General features: G+C 37.5%; 16 protein-coding genes and 1 pseudogene. 13 read left to right on the top strand and 4 right to left on the bottom strand.

Going from position 1 to position 16,147, the window contains the following annotated elements:
• Window positions 1-83 precede the first annotated feature (83 nt).
• Together ACVHUV_RS13135 and ACVHUV_RS13130 are read left to right on the top strand one after the other, a co-directional pair.
• Window positions 84-1,352, top strand: a complete 1,269-nt coding sequence (locus ACVHUV_RS13135; RefSeq protein ID WP_462084865.1) for a hypothetical protein — start codon at window positions 84-86, stop codon at window positions 1,350-1,352.
• A 131-nt stretch (window positions 1,353-1,483) separates the two neighbouring features.
• Window positions 1,484-2,035, top strand: a complete 552-nt coding sequence (locus ACVHUV_RS13130) for a hypothetical protein (RefSeq protein ID WP_462084864.1) — start codon at window positions 1,484-1,486, stop codon at window positions 2,033-2,035.
• 67 nt (window positions 2,036-2,102) lie between these two features.
• Here the strand turns inward: ACVHUV_RS13130 and ACVHUV_RS13125 are convergent, their stop codons facing one another.
• Together ACVHUV_RS13125 and ACVHUV_RS13120 are read right to left on the bottom strand one after the other, a co-directional pair.
• A complete protein-coding gene (locus ACVHUV_RS13125) occupies window positions 2,103-2,282 on the bottom strand; it encodes a stage V sporulation T C-terminal domain-containing protein (protein WP_514132987.1) in 180 nt (59 codons plus the stop codon).
• Window positions 2,283-2,508: 226 nt separating this feature from the next.
• Window positions 2,509-2,826, bottom strand: coding sequence for a hypothetical protein (locus ACVHUV_RS13120; RefSeq protein ID WP_462084863.1), 318 nt, complete (start codon window positions 2,824-2,826; stop codon window positions 2,509-2,511).
• A gap of 829 nt (window positions 2,827-3,655) precedes the next feature.
• Between ACVHUV_RS13120 and ACVHUV_RS13115 the strand changes: the two genes are divergently transcribed.
• On the top strand, window positions 3,656-3,991 hold the full coding sequence (locus ACVHUV_RS13115) for a hypothetical protein (protein WP_317944479.1): 336 nt from the start codon (window positions 3,656-3,658) through the stop codon (window positions 3,989-3,991).
• Window positions 3,992-4,114: 123 nt separating this feature from the next.
• Here ACVHUV_RS13115 and ACVHUV_RS13110 read toward each other — a convergent pair.
• Window positions 4,115-4,720, bottom strand: a pseudogene (locus ACVHUV_RS13110) (IS1595 family transposase); the annotation flags it as partial.
• A gap of 267 nt (window positions 4,721-4,987) precedes the next feature.
• Here ACVHUV_RS13110 and ACVHUV_RS13105 point away from each other — a divergent pair.
• The 9 genes from ACVHUV_RS13105 to ACVHUV_RS13065 all read left to right on the top strand — a co-directional run bounded on the left by ACVHUV_RS13105 (window position 4,988) and on the right by ACVHUV_RS13065 (window position 14,650).
• Window positions 4,988-6,229: a helix-turn-helix domain-containing protein gene (locus ACVHUV_RS13105; protein ID WP_462084862.1), complete on the top strand. Its 1,242-nt coding sequence runs from the start codon at window positions 4,988-4,990 to the stop codon at window positions 6,227-6,229.
• Window positions 6,230-6,245: 16 nt separating this feature from the next.
• Complete coding sequence (locus tag ACVHUV_RS13100) at window positions 6,246-6,368, top strand: hypothetical protein (RefSeq protein WP_462084861.1); 123 nt, start codon at window positions 6,246-6,248, stop codon at window positions 6,366-6,368.
• A 734-nt stretch (window positions 6,369-7,102) separates the two neighbouring features.
• Window positions 7,103-9,643: a hypothetical protein gene (locus ACVHUV_RS13095; RefSeq protein ID WP_462084860.1), complete on the top strand. Its 2,541-nt coding sequence runs from the start codon at window positions 7,103-7,105 to the stop codon at window positions 9,641-9,643.
• A gap of 1 nt (window position 9,644) precedes the next feature.
• Entirely contained in the window at window positions 9,645-10,529 is an 885-nt protein-coding gene (locus ACVHUV_RS13090; RefSeq protein WP_462084859.1) for an ABC transporter ATP-binding protein, read from the top strand.
• A 706-nt stretch (window positions 10,530-11,235) separates the two neighbouring features.
• The gene (locus ACVHUV_RS13085; RefSeq protein ID WP_462084858.1) at window positions 11,236-11,634 is read left to right on the top strand and encodes a hypothetical protein; all 399 of its coding nucleotides are present in this window, start codon (window positions 11,236-11,238) and stop codon (window positions 11,632-11,634) included.
• 281 nt (window positions 11,635-11,915) lie between these two features.
• Window positions 11,916-12,167, top strand: coding sequence for a hypothetical protein (locus ACVHUV_RS13080; protein WP_462084857.1), 252 nt, complete (start codon window positions 11,916-11,918; stop codon window positions 12,165-12,167).
• 312 nt (window positions 12,168-12,479) lie between these two features.
• Entirely contained in the window at window positions 12,480-13,064 is a 585-nt protein-coding gene (locus ACVHUV_RS13075) for a hypothetical protein (RefSeq protein WP_462084856.1), read from the top strand.
• Between the two features lie 519 nt (window positions 13,065-13,583).
• The gene (locus ACVHUV_RS13070) at window positions 13,584-13,817 is read left to right on the top strand and encodes a hypothetical protein (protein WP_462084855.1); all 234 of its coding nucleotides are present in this window, start codon (window positions 13,584-13,586) and stop codon (window positions 13,815-13,817) included.
• A gap of 458 nt (window positions 13,818-14,275) precedes the next feature.
• The gene (locus ACVHUV_RS13065; RefSeq protein ID WP_462084854.1) at window positions 14,276-14,650 is read left to right on the top strand and encodes a YhfM domain-containing protein; all 375 of its coding nucleotides are present in this window, start codon (window positions 14,276-14,278) and stop codon (window positions 14,648-14,650) included.
• 60 nt (window positions 14,651-14,710) lie between these two features.
• On the opposite strand, the gene ACVHUV_RS13060 is transcribed toward ACVHUV_RS13065, so the two are convergent.
• On the bottom strand, window positions 14,711-15,148 hold the full coding sequence (locus tag ACVHUV_RS13060) for a hypothetical protein (protein ID WP_317944452.1): 438 nt from the start codon (window positions 15,146-15,148) through the stop codon (window positions 14,711-14,713).
• Window positions 15,149-15,360: 212 nt separating this feature from the next.
• Between ACVHUV_RS13060 and ACVHUV_RS13055 the strand changes: the two genes are divergently transcribed.
• On the top strand, window positions 15,361-16,140 hold the full coding sequence (locus ACVHUV_RS13055; RefSeq protein WP_462084853.1) for an amino acid ABC transporter substrate-binding protein: 780 nt from the start codon (window positions 15,361-15,363) through the stop codon (window positions 16,138-16,140).
• The last annotated feature ends 7 nt before the right edge of the window (window positions 16,141-16,147 follow it).

Genomic DNA, 16,147 nt, shown 5'->3' with positions numbered 1-16,147 from the left:
ACATAACCTACCTTGCATAGCAGGGTATTATAATAATTTGCTATGCATATAAAAAATGAATTGCGGGGAAAAGGGGTGTTTCTTTGCTGAGACTGCTTCAATTTGAATGTAGTAAAATCGTTAAATCAAAGTATTTTAGACTGTTGTCCGTTTTGTTGCTGTTGTCAGTAATTGTTTACTATGTCTATGTATACATAAATACAATACAGGTCACTGATGTGACGCCAGATATTCGGCTGATGGTCGAAAGTCAAGAAAAACAAATTCAAGAGGAACTCGATTCTTTACAATTGACGAGGGAGAGTGAGGAAATACCGTTTGAATTGCAGTTTAGCATCGATTTGTTAGAGAAAGAGAATTACGAATTAGTTGGATACGAAAACGAAGACTGGCCTGCTTTGTTTGCTTATGAGATAGAGCGAATGGAAACGGGGCTTGATACGCTCATTGCCAAAAGGGAATATTACACATCTTCCTGGCCGACATTGTTTACTAAGGAAACATTTCGCGCTCAATACCAATGGATGCTCGACAAGCAAATTGAGCCCGTTTTGCGCTTGGACCGGTATACTTGGCGAACGATTTACGATCTCTTTTATCCGTCTGCCGAATCACACGATGATGAATTGATAAAGGATTTTGTTCTAAAGAGTAGCGCCAAATACTCTTCTACAGGTATCTATTTCGCGAATCATGTATTCACACTGTTTTTTAGCCTCTTCGGTATTTTCTTTTTCATTCTTCTTTTCAGTGATGTCGTAACAAAAGAAGGGCTTGGCCGTAATGGCTCCATCCAGTTGCTACAGACGCAGCCGATTCGCTGGAATACCATTTTTGCTAGTAAGTTTTTAGTGGTACTTCTTCTGACTGTACTTTTAATTGTGGGAATCTGCGGTCTTTCTGTTTTGCTTGGTGCCGCTTTTGACCAGTTCGGTGAATGGGAATATCCTGTTCTAATATACGGAGAGGACTATGCGTTTAAATTTATGGGCATGGGTATTTTCTTGTTGAAATCAGCGTCGTTATTTTTCATGGCACTACTGTTTAGTTATGCGCTGTTGTTTCTCTATTCCATCATAACGAAGCGGATGATTGTCGCGGTTGGTTTGACGCTTGTCACACTGTTGCTCGGGACACAGCTTGCCGGTGAGGCAATCGAGATTGAGTTCGCTCCCTATATTCCGTTCTTTTATCTCGAGGCACCTGAGATTATTTCGATGAAATTCGCCGCAACGCATAAAAATTTCGCGTTTTCTTATTCAAACGGGATGTTTGTTCTCGGAACGTATACATTTATTTTGCTAATACTAACATATGTTTTCTCAAAAATTGCGTATAAGAGTGAGAGCTAAGGATGAATGGAAAGATGTATACAAAAACATAGCTGAAAACACAAAAAATTACCATTTTAAATACGGTGATTTTGTAGAACACAATGGTAATATTAATCATAACAGTTTGTCAAAACGGGGTGCTGAGTAACTTGAAGACTGTATTCCTTCTAAGCTATGGAAGTGATTTAGACCATAATACTATTGATTTTTTAGTGAAAGAACGCCTTAAACCTTTTGCAAGACGTAATGGAAACAAATTGAACATGACAGTTTCAAGTCACCCAGAAATTCTTCTGATGTATGATGTTTTCGATGTTAATCTGAATAAGCATGTGGACAATAAATATTACTTGGAAGAGTTTTTGATTAGTGAAGCGCATTTCCAAGCATTTGAATATTCCCTCTCCAAATTAAAAGGCCATCATATTCAATGTCGACCTTATGCACGTGGGCATTACGAACTTTCTATAAATGGCAACAAATATTCCGCACGTGTCTATCAAACGCTATCAAACGACAAAGAATTGTTCTTTTTGGATGAGGAGACAATTCATAATAGGAGTCTTAGAGAAAAAAATCATGAACTGCCAATTAATCTTCAATGGCTAGTTTTACCTAAAGATATCAACAAAACAGAAAGAGAAACCGCAATTTTCGACTGGATGAACAAAGTTTTAAAATTTGTTGATCAAATGAAATAAAGCAATGAACTCTATCGCATAAAACAGCCCATCCATACCGGTTCCTCCGGTACGAGTAGGCTGTTTTTCATTGTTCCATCTGTTTAGCCAAAAAATGTGCGGCAGTTTCTAATGCTTTTTGTTCGGATTTTCCAATGAAATGGAATTTCGATAGTAAATAAACAGCGTCAATTTTGTCTCTGTCAGCTACAATTGGAGCGATGCAATCGGTAGAATCGTCAATGGAGAAGTGTCGACAATGCTGGATAACCCTAGTGTGTCGGTTTAGAATGGGTGTTTGGTACTGGTGGAAGTAGCGGTATTATTGGTTGGAGTTGGATATCAGTCTGGATTTTACAGGCTAGGGTTGGTTCTGGGGAAGAGAAGGGAGTATTGGCGACCAGTTGAATGTTCGAAGTTTAATCGAGATCAGTAAGTGGAAAAGCAGCAGAAAGCTAATTGCTGTTGTGCTGCTTTTGACTTAAAATAGTCAACTAAATCACATCATCATACAAGGAAGTGGCGTTAAATAGGATTTCTCCTTTTAACAGCAAATCCAAGTGCCACCACCATTCGTCCATCTTCTCTTTTGAAGCGGAGAAATCGTAAGCTTTGCGAGTATGTTCGAAAACTTGTTCAGCATTTCCTAGCAATTTTAAATCATAGGCTGCGACCATTTTCTTTTCCTCTTTTGTCAGTGACAATTGATGGAGCTCACTGCGAATATGGAGCGTCTCCAACATTTCAAAAGGACTTGTTTCACAATCGGTAATCCCTTGACCGTATAGATTAATTAGCTCAATTCGATTCATGATATAACCTCCTTCACCGTATATATATAAGTATACGCTTTATCATTTGATAAATAGCGTTCGGATGATCTTTTAACCATGGCTGTCTCCATAACATTATCTTCTTCAACTATGACTATCCAGGTACCAAGGGAGAAAATGAAATAACGTTGTGTAAAGTGCTTCAAATGATAAATATAAATTTTACTTTTCTCGTGTGTAACGATAGCAGTAATCTGTTTGTTGTAATCGTGCAGAGTGGTCTCCAAAGGAAAATCTCTTCTACTAATCCGTTTCTTTAAATGGATCAAGTCCTTCCCTGGCTTCCATTGATGACCATGTTCTTTTTAAATCTGGATTATTTGAATAAGGAGCTTCTTTAACTCTTGATTCAGAAAAATTACCTTCCTTCAATCCATTTTATTATCTCTATTATATCATATACCGATATTAATTATTGAATATTGGGTTAATCGTGTGAATTCCATTTTTTTATGTTAGTGAATATAGGAAAACAGGTGCCAAATTGATTTCCGTTAATTCACTACAATTGCATTAAAATGAGTGCAAAGTGTATCAGTTACTGGGTTTTCATTTGATTACTGTATAATTCATCAAATTAGTTGAATTAACAAGGATGTTTTTTGCAGGCACAGTCAAATTTTTAAAAAAGGGATTTACACCTTTCTTGACGAATAGTGCCAGTGGAGGTGAATTACCATGGAATATGATGTATACCTTAGTTGAAATTATCCTGTCATACAAGCGATTATTGGGACAGAAGTTTTAATGCAATTACTGTCTATGAAAGTTATCGTATAGTGAAAATGTAAAGTGATGGAGGGAAAGCATGAAGAATAAATTTAACTTAGCGATTATATTCATATTATTAATAGGTGGTATTCTCGTTTTCACCACATATTTTTCATATGCAGAAAACAGTAAATTCTTTAACTTTCCGATACCCAAAAATGTCGAGTTACTCAGTGATAAAGAAGATGTCGCTATGTATAACTGGTCAAAAGCCACAGAAGAGAATGGGATTCCGTTTGTATATGAGATAATAATCAAATTAAAAGGATGGAGCAATGTAGGCAGAGAAGGTGCGTCTACTTCTTATGAAAAAGATGGGCACAGAATTGATTTAATTTCTCAAAAGGACCAGCTAACGTTAATAGCGAAATAATTTATTTGAAACTTCTGACGCAGTAGTTATCGGAAAAGCATAAGTAATGAAAAATGGAAATAAATTCAAACCATACAACCTTTTCACTTTGATAAAAATCTTATCTGTACAGTGTATGATATTAATACGACCCATACAAACAACTTTTGAGACTGTTGCTTTGGTACGGTCTCTGGCAACAAGAACACATACTTGTTCGTGGCTTATTCCTCTAAGTTTAGACTTCCCACCACGCTTACGAGGTTTCCTTTCTGAGATTCCACGTTGACCTTTTTGAAAGTATAGGAAATAGGTCTCGTCAACTTCAACGATACTTTCAAACTGCTTAAAATCCATTCGTGTTAATGGACTTAATAATTTATGTCTCCAATAATATTGAGTAACCCAAGTAACCCCTAGATTTTCAGCAGATTTTCGCAGGGAATAGCCTTTGAACATACAATCAACAAACGTAATCCATACATCACCTTTTCGAGTACGATAAAGAACAGTATTTGTTGTATCGGTAAATGTCTTATTACAACACTTACAAGGATAGACTTGGCGACCATTATATTTTCCAAACCTTACAACGTGTTCCGATATACAATGAGGGTATTCAAATCCTTCTTTGAATCGAGGTTCTCTCATTTCATTAATTAGACTACCACCGACAGATGAAGAAGGTTCAACATAGCGTTTAACCCATTGAAACACTGGATCTTCTTCAGTATGTGATAAATTGCCGATATGTTTTGGATAAAATTATAAATTCATAATTAATTCGACGCTCTGACCAAGCAGAGGACAACAATAATTACAGCATTGCGCTGTGATATTTGTTGTCCTCTTTTTTTACAATAATGAACTTTTAAGTAGTTTGAATGAATGATATAATGGAAATATATTCAATCTCGTTTATGCATAATTACGGAGGGGGAGGCTAAGATGAGGGAATTACCGGAGCATCAGACGGGATAGACTGTCGATGAATATACCCATAAGTAGGTGATGTAAATGCATGTTGGATATATGATCAAGATGGAGCGGCTCTCTCAAAAAATGAAACAGGCTGTCTTGGCTAAGAGGATTTGTTCTGAATCGCAACTAAGCAGAATTGAAAACGGGAACATTAAGGGCCGTGATGAGGTATTGGATAAGCTATCCAAGAGATTGGGTATTGCCATCTCAGACGACTTCAAAGATGAAAGGGTTCGTGTCGAGGATTATGTAGTGCGTTATGAAAGGATCATAAACACGCGTGATCAAGAAGGGGCAGCTAGACTCATTAGTGAGTTAACGGACAAGTTCCCTTCAGCTGGAATACAGACAAGAATAGAGTTAGAACTGATGGCAATACGGTTAAGTCTAGTGTTGAAAGGCGGAGAAAAAGAAACACGGAGGAAACTTGCAAAGTATCAAGACATTCAATCGGAATTGACACCTCAACAAGCCTTTGCTGTTTTAAAAATGAAAGGAATGTCTTTATATACAAACGGTGAGTTAAAAGAAAGTTTGGAAGCGCTCTCAAAGGCGAAATGCATGACGGAAAGTCTTGCACTCTCGCCATTTGAACGAGCTGATTTTGCCTATGTCCTATCTGTCGTTCTTATGGCGAATGGGCAGAAATTTGAGGCACTTGTACAAGCTAAGCAAGCGCTTGCCTATTTTGAATCAATAATGATGGAACAGCGGGTAGTGGAATGCCATATGATTTGCGGAGTAGCTTACAAAAATAATGATAATTTAACAAAAGCTCTCGAAGTATTCCATCTTGTTGAAATGATTTGCATTCAGTTTGACTTGGATTCCTTACTAGGCATTCTTCACCAAAATATTGGCGATGTTTATTCGGTGATGGGTGAGTCGGAGCGTGCCATTTCACATTTTGAAATAGCTATCGATCATAAAGAGCTTCCGAGTGAACTGTTGTACTCTATCTATTCTTTGGTGAAGGAATATGAAAAAATAGGAAGACTGGATCAGGTAAAAAAATGTTTGAAAGAAGGATCAGGACTAGTGCCTGAATTGCATGAGAGAAAAAGAGAGTATTATGAGCACCACTTTAATGCATATGAAGCCGTATGTTCACAAGATGAAAAAAAGATAGAAAATGCAATGTTGTCGGCATTCCACTTCTTTAAAAAAAGAGGTAGTCATAAACAATGGATGGATTACGCAAAAAAACTTGCAGACCTCTATGCTAGAAATGGCAAATATAAAAAAGCGGTGGATTTTTATAAAATGATAGTTGGCTGAAAGGGTGGATGAGATGATGAGATGGATGTTTGGATTCCTTATTGTATTTTTCCTTTGGGGGAGTGCGGCTGCTTTCCAATTTAGTGGAGAAGACGAAGAACTGCCAGGAATTTCAGAAGAATATACGCATGAATTGTAAAATGCCTATCATTTGCGAAAACGCCGTCTGAAAATGCTCTAAAAACGCTACTTTTCATAGCTCATTTGCGCAATAAATAGTTATGGACAATATTGGTGGAATATGGAATGATTGAATTGTAAGAACTATTGGCCGATATTCTTCATAAGAGTTTCTTTTTTATACTAAAAAATAGAGATGGAGAAATAAATTTACGAAGAAGATTATAGTATTATCTTTAAGTTTAATCGCCGCTATATGTTTAGGATTATCAGCACCATTCTCCAATGTCCAAGCTTCTGATAACGTTAACGCGCAAATTACTCCCTTGGCAGATAGGATATTTGTGGAACAACTTAAAGCTCCAACATATACATCAGCTATTTGGGTTACAGAAGTCCGAAACGGATAAACGTACTCTGGGTATCTATTACAATAGAGGTTTTCATTCTACGAATGGATACTCGATATTTAATGGTTGGCTCGATGCTGCTCCTTACGTAGATCCTTATCTGCTGGAAGATAATTAATATATAGAAAAGTCGTACAGAACATTTTTTAAAGCACCCCTTTAAGTTGATATTGTGTAAATGCACTAATGTTTATACTACTGCTTAAAGGGGATTTTTTTATATTGGCAATGGAAAATGAACATTTATAAAAAAGTACTATTGAATCAGAGTAGGTAAGGTCAAGGTTTGTAAAATACGAAGAGGAATCACTGGATAATGTTCAATGATATGGGGAGTGAGTTGATGAAAAAAATAATTGCCTTTATGGTTAAAGGGATTATCAAAAGCAAATACGTCTTGTGGCTATCGCTTGTATTAATTGTTTTTATACTATTACTTTACGGAATCAACAATACACAATCAGGGGCAACTAAAAAAGAGTTACAGGCTACTTTTGAAAAACGGTTAGAGAATATTGATTTTTTAATTGGAAGAGCTTTAAACAAGAAGAGGAATATTGGTTTATCAGAAGAGGCGGAACGTGGATTAGATAGTTTATTAATCCAAGAAGAATATTTAAAAACAATAGAAAGTAAGTTAAATGATGAAGATTTAGATATTTCATCCGAAAATCTAGATTATATTAAAGAATACAGAGTGTATGAAAGTACTATTTCCATTCCTTATCAAAATATAGATGTTTTGCATATCGAACAACGGAAAGCAGAAATCTTAAAGAAGTATAATTTATCCTACACTGAACAAGAGACTCCTTATAACACTGCTTTGTTTACTAAGAAATTATTTCAATTATTATTCAGCCCAATTACCGCGTTTCTATTTTTACTTATTTTCATCTATAAATATAAATCGGATGAACAGAATCGGATATTTGATTTTTTAAAAGTGAAATCGTTATCGAATCCTGCTATCTATTACGGCTATTTAATACCATTTTTACTAATCGTAGTCGGATACATAATTCTGGCAAGCTTCTTATCATTGCTACCTCCTTTGGTCACTGGAAATTTAAATACAATCCACTATCCAATTGAAGTTGTAGTGGGTGCAGATACATTGATGGTACCTGTATGGAAATGGCTACTCTATATGCCGATAGGCTGGGGAATTTTTGTTTCATTGCTGCTCGTATCGGCAATTTGTTTATTCAAACAACGATTTAGTATGGGTACGTTGTTAACCATAATTACTTTGCCTCTCGTAATCGCTTATATTGTCTCAGTTCAATTCGGTTTTTACTTCGTTAATCCAATCCATTTAATTGTTTCATACGAAATGCATCTGCTGCCTACGCATCATTTTGTGCCCTATTTGGTTGGTATGTTTGTTCTGCTTATTATTTTTTTAATCGCTTCCTATCCGGTTTTCAAATCGAAGGGATTGTACCTTAAAGTCCCTGTGCTCCATTCTATCCGAAAACAGTATGCGCCAAAAAACAGGTGGAAGCTGATTCAATTTGAACATCTAAAAAAGAAGCGAAAAGGTCATGTGCTCTTATCGCTAATTCTGTTAGTTGGAATTATCGGAGGTACGTACATCTTTGTTAATCAACAATATCAAAATCTTCCCAAAACGTATTTGCTAGTAATTGAAGAACAGCAAAATTTTTACGTTGAACAGCAAATGCATTGGAAAGTGCTTGAAGAAGAGTTTGATATGGAAATTGAAATGATGCGTGCTGATCACGAAAAATCCGGTGAAGAGACGGAGTTCGTTTCCGCCGAGAATCCATATACGATTATGATTGAAAATATGGATCTCTCCTATCGCTTGTTAGATGATTTAATGAACGAAATTGGAGAAAAGAACTTTCCTGAAAAGTTTCGGGAAACAATGAACACCATACGAAAGGAACCATCCTATAAAGAATTAGATCGAAATCTATGGGATGTAACGGTAATGGCTTCTGAAGAGCAGCAACGTATTCTAGCGGAAAAGGAAATTACGCCATGGCCGATTGGACCTCTGTGGATTTCACATTTTCAGGACCCAAGCACGGCCCTTAATGACGTTCATTACACAATACTCAAAGCGAATCAAGAGCGGAATACGAAGTATGGAAATAGCAGCCTGTTTTCTGTCTACAAATACTTGAATTGGAATATGATGTTGTTTGGTATGGGTGTCTTCATCCTTTTATTATGGACAAGCTTGTCCGATGAGCGACAGCCGAATCCGTCCATCAATTTCATGAAAACCAAAACGATTTCTTTCCGTTCAATCTATGTAAGCAAGTGGGCTTACAATCTGATGATTGCTTACGGATTGCTTGTTCTATGTGGGGGCATTGTATTCCTATTCAGTTCACTAATCGGTGGTATAGGTGAATCGCAATATCCAATTTTAGTATATGCGACGGGGAGTTACGAGGATGGCTTCACGCTTGAATTGTCGCCCGATGTTACTTCAAATGAAAGTGCCGACGACGGGGTATTTTATTCTTATGGAGATAATGTCAATTTCTATTTTGAAAGTTTGCTCATGCTTATCATGAAGAGCGGCATGCTGATTATGGCTCAAACCTTCTTTTTGAACAGTTTGTTTAGCTTAGTGGGGAGATGGGTGAAAAATCAGTATGTGACGATTATCATTACGTTGCTGCTGGTATTTACAAGCTATTTCTTGGCTAGTCAGTATACGTCGGCAAGTTATATGTTTTTGAATCCATTCACGTATTTTGATACATGGAATGTCGTGGATGGTTGGAAATCGATTGTCGCGAATTCAGCTGCTGTGAACTTCATCAACGGAAGTATCATTCTATTTGTCAGTGGAATCCTGTTGTTCATCATCGGCTTACTAGCAGGAAGGAGGAAGGCGTAATATGTCGATTTTAAAAGTCGATCAGCTTACGAAGAACTATGGGAAACGAAGTATCCTGAAAGAAATTACGTTTGAAATGAATGAAGGCGATATCATCGGTCTTGTGGGGCCAAATGGGGCGGGGAAATCCACTTTGATGCGTTCCGTTTTAGCATTGGAAGATGTAGAAAGCGGCTCAGTGCGGATTAAAGGCATTTCTAACCAGAATCCTGAATTCTTCAGATATGTCACATTCCTACCAAGTGACAACTACCTCTATATGCATCTCACAGGATACGATCATTTGGCATTTGTCGCGAGTATTTATAATCTGGACAAGAAGGAAATCGATGAAGTTATACAATTGATAGGAATCCGGACGTATGTCAATAATCCTGTCAAGTCTTATTCATACGGCATGCGACAGCATCTGCTGATTGCGTTAAGTATCCTGACAAAACCGCTCATCATCTTGATGGATGAACCTTTCAATGGTTTGGATCCGACAAGTGTAATTGAACTGAAGGAATTGATCCGCGTATTACATGCCAAAGGGATTAGCCTACTCATTTCCACACATAACCTGGATATATTGGAAGATTTGACGAGCACGATCTGGTTCATCAAAGATGGTGAGTTGGTTAAAAATGATATGCTGATTGACGGGAATGATCCATTTCAAATTGAAGTTAGGATGCCAGCAGAAATGTCATTGGAAAAAGTGATGTCGGACAGTCAATTGCCCTATCGTCTATTGGACAATCGTTTATTTACGGATCCGGCATATGAGTTGGAGAAATATCTTGAATGGTTGATAAAGAATGGAGTAACAATTCAATCAGTGAATCGTAGTAAACGGAATTTGGAAGAGATGTATAAGAGTTTTTATGAGGTAAATGTGCGGTAAAAGGGATGGTTGTGTGCCGCCTAAACGCGTCTAGGAATGAGAAAGCAACTTCCATAAAATAAAGGGAGGTTGCTTTTCATTTTAACTAATCAGCACAAGTAAGGAACATGGATTAATAAAAAGGGGTAAGATTTTTCAAGTTATTATAAGAATTATGCTCTATTCATACAATGTATTAACTAGAAGGTATTTATCGGACGCTTGGAATAAATCCTATGTAATAGAAGGAAGGTGTTTTCGTGGCTGTTTTAGCCATTAACAATCTATCAAATGGCTTTAAGAATCACTGAGAATTGGACGGCATCACTTTAAAAACAGGTGCCTGTGCCAGGTTGAATTCAGTTAATTCACTACAATTGCATTTAGATGAATGCAAAGTGTAATAGTTGCTGGGTTTTCAGTTGATTCCTGTATAAATAATCAAATTGGTTGAATTGACGTGAATGTTTCTGACACACCGTCAAAATTATGTTGACCCGCTATTTGTTTTGGCTATTACTCATATTAGAGGGAGGTGATACTATGATGGCGATATTTCTTGCGCAGCGTGTGATCCTTGGCAAGACTGCTTACTCGGAGGTTCCGTCTACCCTGCAACCGGGAGTGAAGGATGTTCTGATTAATAGTGGATGTTTTTGATTGATGCTGAATAAAGAGGACTTCTTTCCCCTTTTGTCGAACTAAGGATGAAAGGAGAGGATTTTTTATGATTAACATTTCAGAGGAAAAAATCAAGGGGTTGATGGGAGAATTACTTGCTCATTTCTATGGCGGAGGATTATATCTCGTTCATCCAAGTAAGGTTCAATCTGCAGAAATGCTAAGTGCACTAAGTTACTACAATATGGACAATGGCCAGTTAACTATGGATGCGAAACAGTATTATGATGAACTATTTAAAAACCAAAAAGATGAGTTGATGAGAATTCTCAGATTGAGTAAAAAGAATAGAGAAAAGGTGACTTATAGGGATGTGTCTGATCGGTTAGGGTATCCAGCAGAGTCATTTTATCTACATCATTTCCTTCGGAAGCTAGATGAGTCAGGTGAAATTACGTACCAGGAAACAGGTGGTTCCGATGATGACTTAAAATACTTATTGTAAATCTTCTTGTCGCTTTAGGAGCATAATACGTCTTAGTGTTTACTTGTGTGTATTGATAAATAACAGTATTTAATGGACAATATTACCATGTATATGGAAGTGACAGTATTGGCAACGCAGAGGGGAATATCACACTAGATCCACTATTTTATGAAGTTTTGTAGAATAGCAGGTAAAAAGGGTATTAGAGTTTCTTCATGGATTAATGTTCAAATGGTTGAATTTATCGAAGAAGAAAAAGTGATCGAGGAATACCGCAGGAAGAAACGAGGTGAAATTAATTGAGCCAAGCAAAGAAGTTAGGTATTGCAAAGAAGTATAGTAAGGAAATCAACGATATAGCTTACCGACTTTACAGATTAGAAAAGGGAGACGTATACGGAATTAACGCTAATGACCGTGCAGCTGGATCATTATCTACTAACATTCAAAAATTACGCAAAGAGATTACTGATTTATTAAGTAAAATCGATAGCGACTCACCTTCTGCTTACGATGAACTAGAGGAAGCGTTCAGGAAATATTCGGACTAAAGTCGGCTGATAGTTGTCGGCTTTTTCGGGAATTGATTTAATGTTCAGTTTTATTTTTCGGGTGCGTGGCCTAACTCCACCGTCTTTAGCCGGTATCCGCTTTTAGCTTATCCCTCGATGTCCATACTAGGGTGAATTTACTATAGTTGCATTTAGAAGAGTGCAAGTGTATCAGTTTTTGGGTTTTCAGATGAATCCTGTATAAATATTTATATTGGTGGAATTGAAGTGAATGTTTCTGACACAGACACAGTCAAAATTCGGCAATTTTCACCTATTCTGATAATATTGTGGCTAGGAGGTCGAATTGAGATGTCAGGATGGATAACGGTACTTGTTGGAACGTTTGCGCCAACTATTGCATTGGTTGGTTATTTAATGACTGTTTCAACTAATAAAAAACAAAGGATTATTACTTCAATCGGGACTCAAAGAATCGATTGGATAAATAAGTTGCGCGGTGAGTTTGTTAATTATAATTCTCGTTGCTTAAAGTATGAGTTAATAAGGTTTTCACAATCTGTTGGTTTAAATGATAGTTATGATGTTGCTAAGGATTACCAGGCTGTGTTATCATCGCAAAATCATATTGAACTGTTATTAAATCCGAGAGAGTTATTTGTTAAAGAGTTAATAAAAGAGATGAAAGCACAGACCGACTTATTACTTGGAGGGAACTACGATAAAAACAAAGTAGAGAGTTCGAAAAACCGGATAGGTGATTTGCAACAAATAATTCTTAAAGCAGAGTGGGAAAGAGTTCGGATTGAAACAGAGGAGGGCAAGCAAGTTAAAACTTCCGAAATGGAGTCCATATTGAGAAATACAGCTCTGAAAATCAATCGGAAAGTATATAGTGAACTCATTTTGAATGATGAACTGAATAAGACAATTTGACCTGTAACGGTGTCTTTTTATATGCCTAAAATTCAAAGGGGAAGTTATGAAACAAAGTGCGGTTTATTAGAAGGATTTTCACTGGTTTTTGCGATTAGTGTTAAAAAGGGAGGTTGAGAAATGATAGTAATCAGAGGGTGATACGAAGGAGATTTGAGTTGTTTTGAAGATACAGTAATCTACGTCGTTGTAAGTGGAAGTGTAACAGTTCATGGCACAGCCGATTTGGCAGTACACATTGTTATTTCAGGTGATTTGCAAGTACATAAAAATACTACTGTTAGAATAAATGGAATAGTAAACGGTAATGTCAAAACCTTGAAGGTAAGTTAAGTGTCTATGGAATAATAAACGGGATACTTAATACTGAAGACGGAGTAACGTTTATTCATCCTGACGCAGTTGTGAAAAACAGATAATTGTAATGATGTTTTGTTTTAGCATTTCTCCGGAGATGCTTTTTCTATTCTGTGTCTAAAAATACGAGAAGAGTCTACCAGGTGGGGGTGGTGATGTGAAGTGAGCAAGAAAAAAGGTGGCCGTCGTAGCAAGTATCATACGCACGTGGAGGCGAAACTATTTGAGATAGAATGTTGGGCTAGAGATGGACTGATTGCCGAGGATATAGCGAAAAGATTAGGTATTGCCCCTTCTACTTTTCACAGTTACCAAAACCAATTCCCGGAGTTAGCGGAGTCCTTTAAAAAAGAGAAAGGAAGTAATCGATTACGAGGTAGAGAATCCGCTGCTTAAACGAGCGCTTGGATATGAATTTTGGGAACAGACATACATTTCGGTGGAGATAGAGCAAGATGAGTATGACTTGAATATAACTTTAATTAGAAATCTGGAACGCAAAGAATCCGAAAGCTACTCAGGCAGAGCGCGATCTATTCTTCCTATCCATCCCGAAGACAAAGGAGATTTTTGTGAAGAAGTAAGAAAGCAGGTTGCTCCTGATACGACAGATTAAATCTTCTGGCTGGATAATCTAAAACCAAACACATGGCGTGATAAGCAGGACATCGAGCACTTGAACCCTTTGTTGTTCGATTGGCTTACCCGTGCTCTGCGGAAAGTGTGTGCGGAAACGCAAGTCGACGGGTTTGTAGAATCCCAATTGAGGATATGCAGTTATCAACTTGCTAATACTCTCACTTATGTAACTTCCTATCCCATCTCTCGTCTACTCTATAAAAGGTGGAATATTGATGAAGAATTTTCTACTCCTATTTGTCCCACTCTGTTTGTTGCTAGCCACTTGTTCCCAAAACACACAACCGAAAAAGGAATTACAAATGCCTCTTGCGTCCCAATCAACCATTCAAATCGACCTTTCAGAAGACGATGTATCTTCTTTCAAACAAGCTGTAAAAGATTCCATAAAAGAGCCGGGAATCGTAAATATGGCAGATCCACAGTTCACATTCAGTTTGGATGACGAAAAATTTGCCTTATGGATTACCGATGATTCTGGTTCGCTCATGAAGACAACCGATACACATACGATTTACAATCTCTCCGATCATTCAGTAGCAGCGATTTATCAAATACTTTCGGACAAAGATTTAGTGAGTAGTCGTTAAACAAAAAGCACTAGGCGCATACTGATGTATGTACCTAGTGCTTTTTGTTATTTACACGCATTAACGCTTGTTCGGATCCATGCCATTTGGCTCTTCGCCGAGTCCGTTCACTTCTATTTCTTCTGGAGTTTGTTGAAACGTTTGGCCGTGTTCGAATTTATATACGGATGATGCAGGGTCCATTCCGTTTGGTTCGTTGGCCTGTTCGTAGGTTTCTGTATTATTTCGATTTAGTTCATTGCTTTCGAACTCATTGAAGGGTTGTTGCTGAAAAGACTGACCGTGCAATGACGGATCTACGCCGTTAGGTTCCGGGCCGAGTTCATTGCTTTCAAAGTCGTTTTGATTCGATCCAGTAAAATCTTGTTCGTTCACTGGAGTTGGGTGAGCAGCTTTTGGTTCATTTTCATACGTTTTAGAATCACGGGAATATACGTGTTGGACTTCCAATCGACGACGTTCTTCTGTTGCAGGTACTTCATTTGGTTGTTTGTTCATCTTTCACGCCTCCTCAGTTTTTCAAAACAATGTACTGTTCAATAACCGTTTTCTACCATTCTTAAACGCTATCCTTTTCACGTGCTATACAATTATGTAATATTCCGTCTATAAAAGAAGGGGTTTTCATTGCGAAACAATCGTGTTATAGTAGCAATACGTTAACGAGTTAAAGTGTTGAAGTTTAATATACATGAAAAGAGGTATTTTACATGAAGAGAATGTTACTGTTCGTCGGAGTATCCGTAATGACACTGTTTGTATTAGCTGCATGTGGGACATCCAAAAATGATTCAGCAAATAATGATGTGTTGGTCATCGGTGTGGATGATAAATTTGCGCCAATGGGCTTCCGGGATGAGAATAACGAATTGACTGGTTTTGATATTGATTATGCAAAAGCAGCAGCAGAGCATATGGGGATGGAAGTGAAGTTCCAACCAATTGATTGGAAAACAAAAGAAACAGAATTGAGCAGTGGTCGGATCGATTTGATTTGGAACGGTTATACGATTACTGAAGAACGTAAAGGGAAAGTACTATTCACTAAGCCTTATTTGAAAAATGCACAAGTTGTAGCGACATTGACGGATTCATCCATTGAGAAATTGGACGACCTATCTGGCAAGAAAGTTGGTTTGCAAGGTCTATCTTCTGCATCTGATGCTTTGAGCGCAAATCCGGTACATGACAAAGTGAAGTCAATCTCTGAGTATGCTGATAATGTATTGGCGTTGACAGACTTGAAAGCGGGTCGTGTGGACGCAGTCGTTATCGACGAAGTTGTCATTGATTACTACATGTCCAAACAAGAAGGTACATTCAAAGTTATCGGTGAATCACTAGCGCCTGAAGAGTATGGAGTTGGCGTGAAAAAAGGAAATGAAGAGTTGTTGGATAAACTGCAAGCTGCGTTGGATAAAATGAATGAAGACGGTAGTGCAGCAGACATTTCGACGAAGTGGTTCGGCGAAGACAAAGTATTGAAGTAAATAGGGT

Source organism: Sporosarcina saromensis, assembly GCF_054901285.1.
Note: the sequence above shows the minus strand (reverse complement) of the source record. Positions and strands in the feature narration are given on the sequence as shown.

Bases quoted from the DNA above. Each gene is read 5' to 3' on its own strand.
- ACVHUV_RS13120 (WP_462084863.1), bottom strand. From the start codon at position 2,826: ATGAATCGAATTGAGCTAATTAATCTATACGGTCAAGGGATTACCGAT.
- ACVHUV_RS13115 (WP_317944479.1), top strand. From the start codon at position 3,656: ATGAAGAATAAATTTAACTTAGCGATTATATTCATATTATTAATAGGT.
- ACVHUV_RS13105 (WP_462084862.1), top strand. From the start codon at position 4,988: ATGCATGTTGGATATATGATCAAGATGGAGCGGCTCTCTCAAAAAATG.
- ACVHUV_RS13100 (WP_462084861.1), top strand. From the start codon at position 6,246: ATGAGATGGATGTTTGGATTCCTTATTGTATTTTTCCTTTGGGGGAGT.
- ACVHUV_RS13095 (WP_462084860.1), top strand. From the start codon at position 7,103: ATGAAAAAAATAATTGCCTTTATGGTTAAAGGGATTATCAAAAGCAAA.
- ACVHUV_RS13090 (WP_462084859.1), top strand. From the start codon at position 9,645: ATGTCGATTTTAAAAGTCGATCAGCTTACGAAGAACTATGGGAAACGA.
- ACVHUV_RS13085 (WP_462084858.1), top strand. From the start codon at position 11,236: ATGATTAACATTTCAGAGGAAAAAATCAAGGGGTTGATGGGAGAATTA.
- ACVHUV_RS13075 (WP_462084856.1), top strand. From the start codon at position 12,480: ATGTCAGGATGGATAACGGTACTTGTTGGAACGTTTGCGCCAACTATT.
- ACVHUV_RS13065 (WP_462084854.1), top strand. From the start codon at position 14,276: ATGAAGAATTTTCTACTCCTATTTGTCCCACTCTGTTTGTTGCTAGCC.
- ACVHUV_RS13060 (WP_317944452.1), bottom strand. From the start codon at position 15,148: ATGAACAAACAACCAAATGAAGTACCTGCAACAGAAGAACGTCGTCGA.
- ACVHUV_RS13055 (WP_462084853.1), top strand. From the start codon at position 15,361: ATGAAGAGAATGTTACTGTTCGTCGGAGTATCCGTAATGACACTGTTT.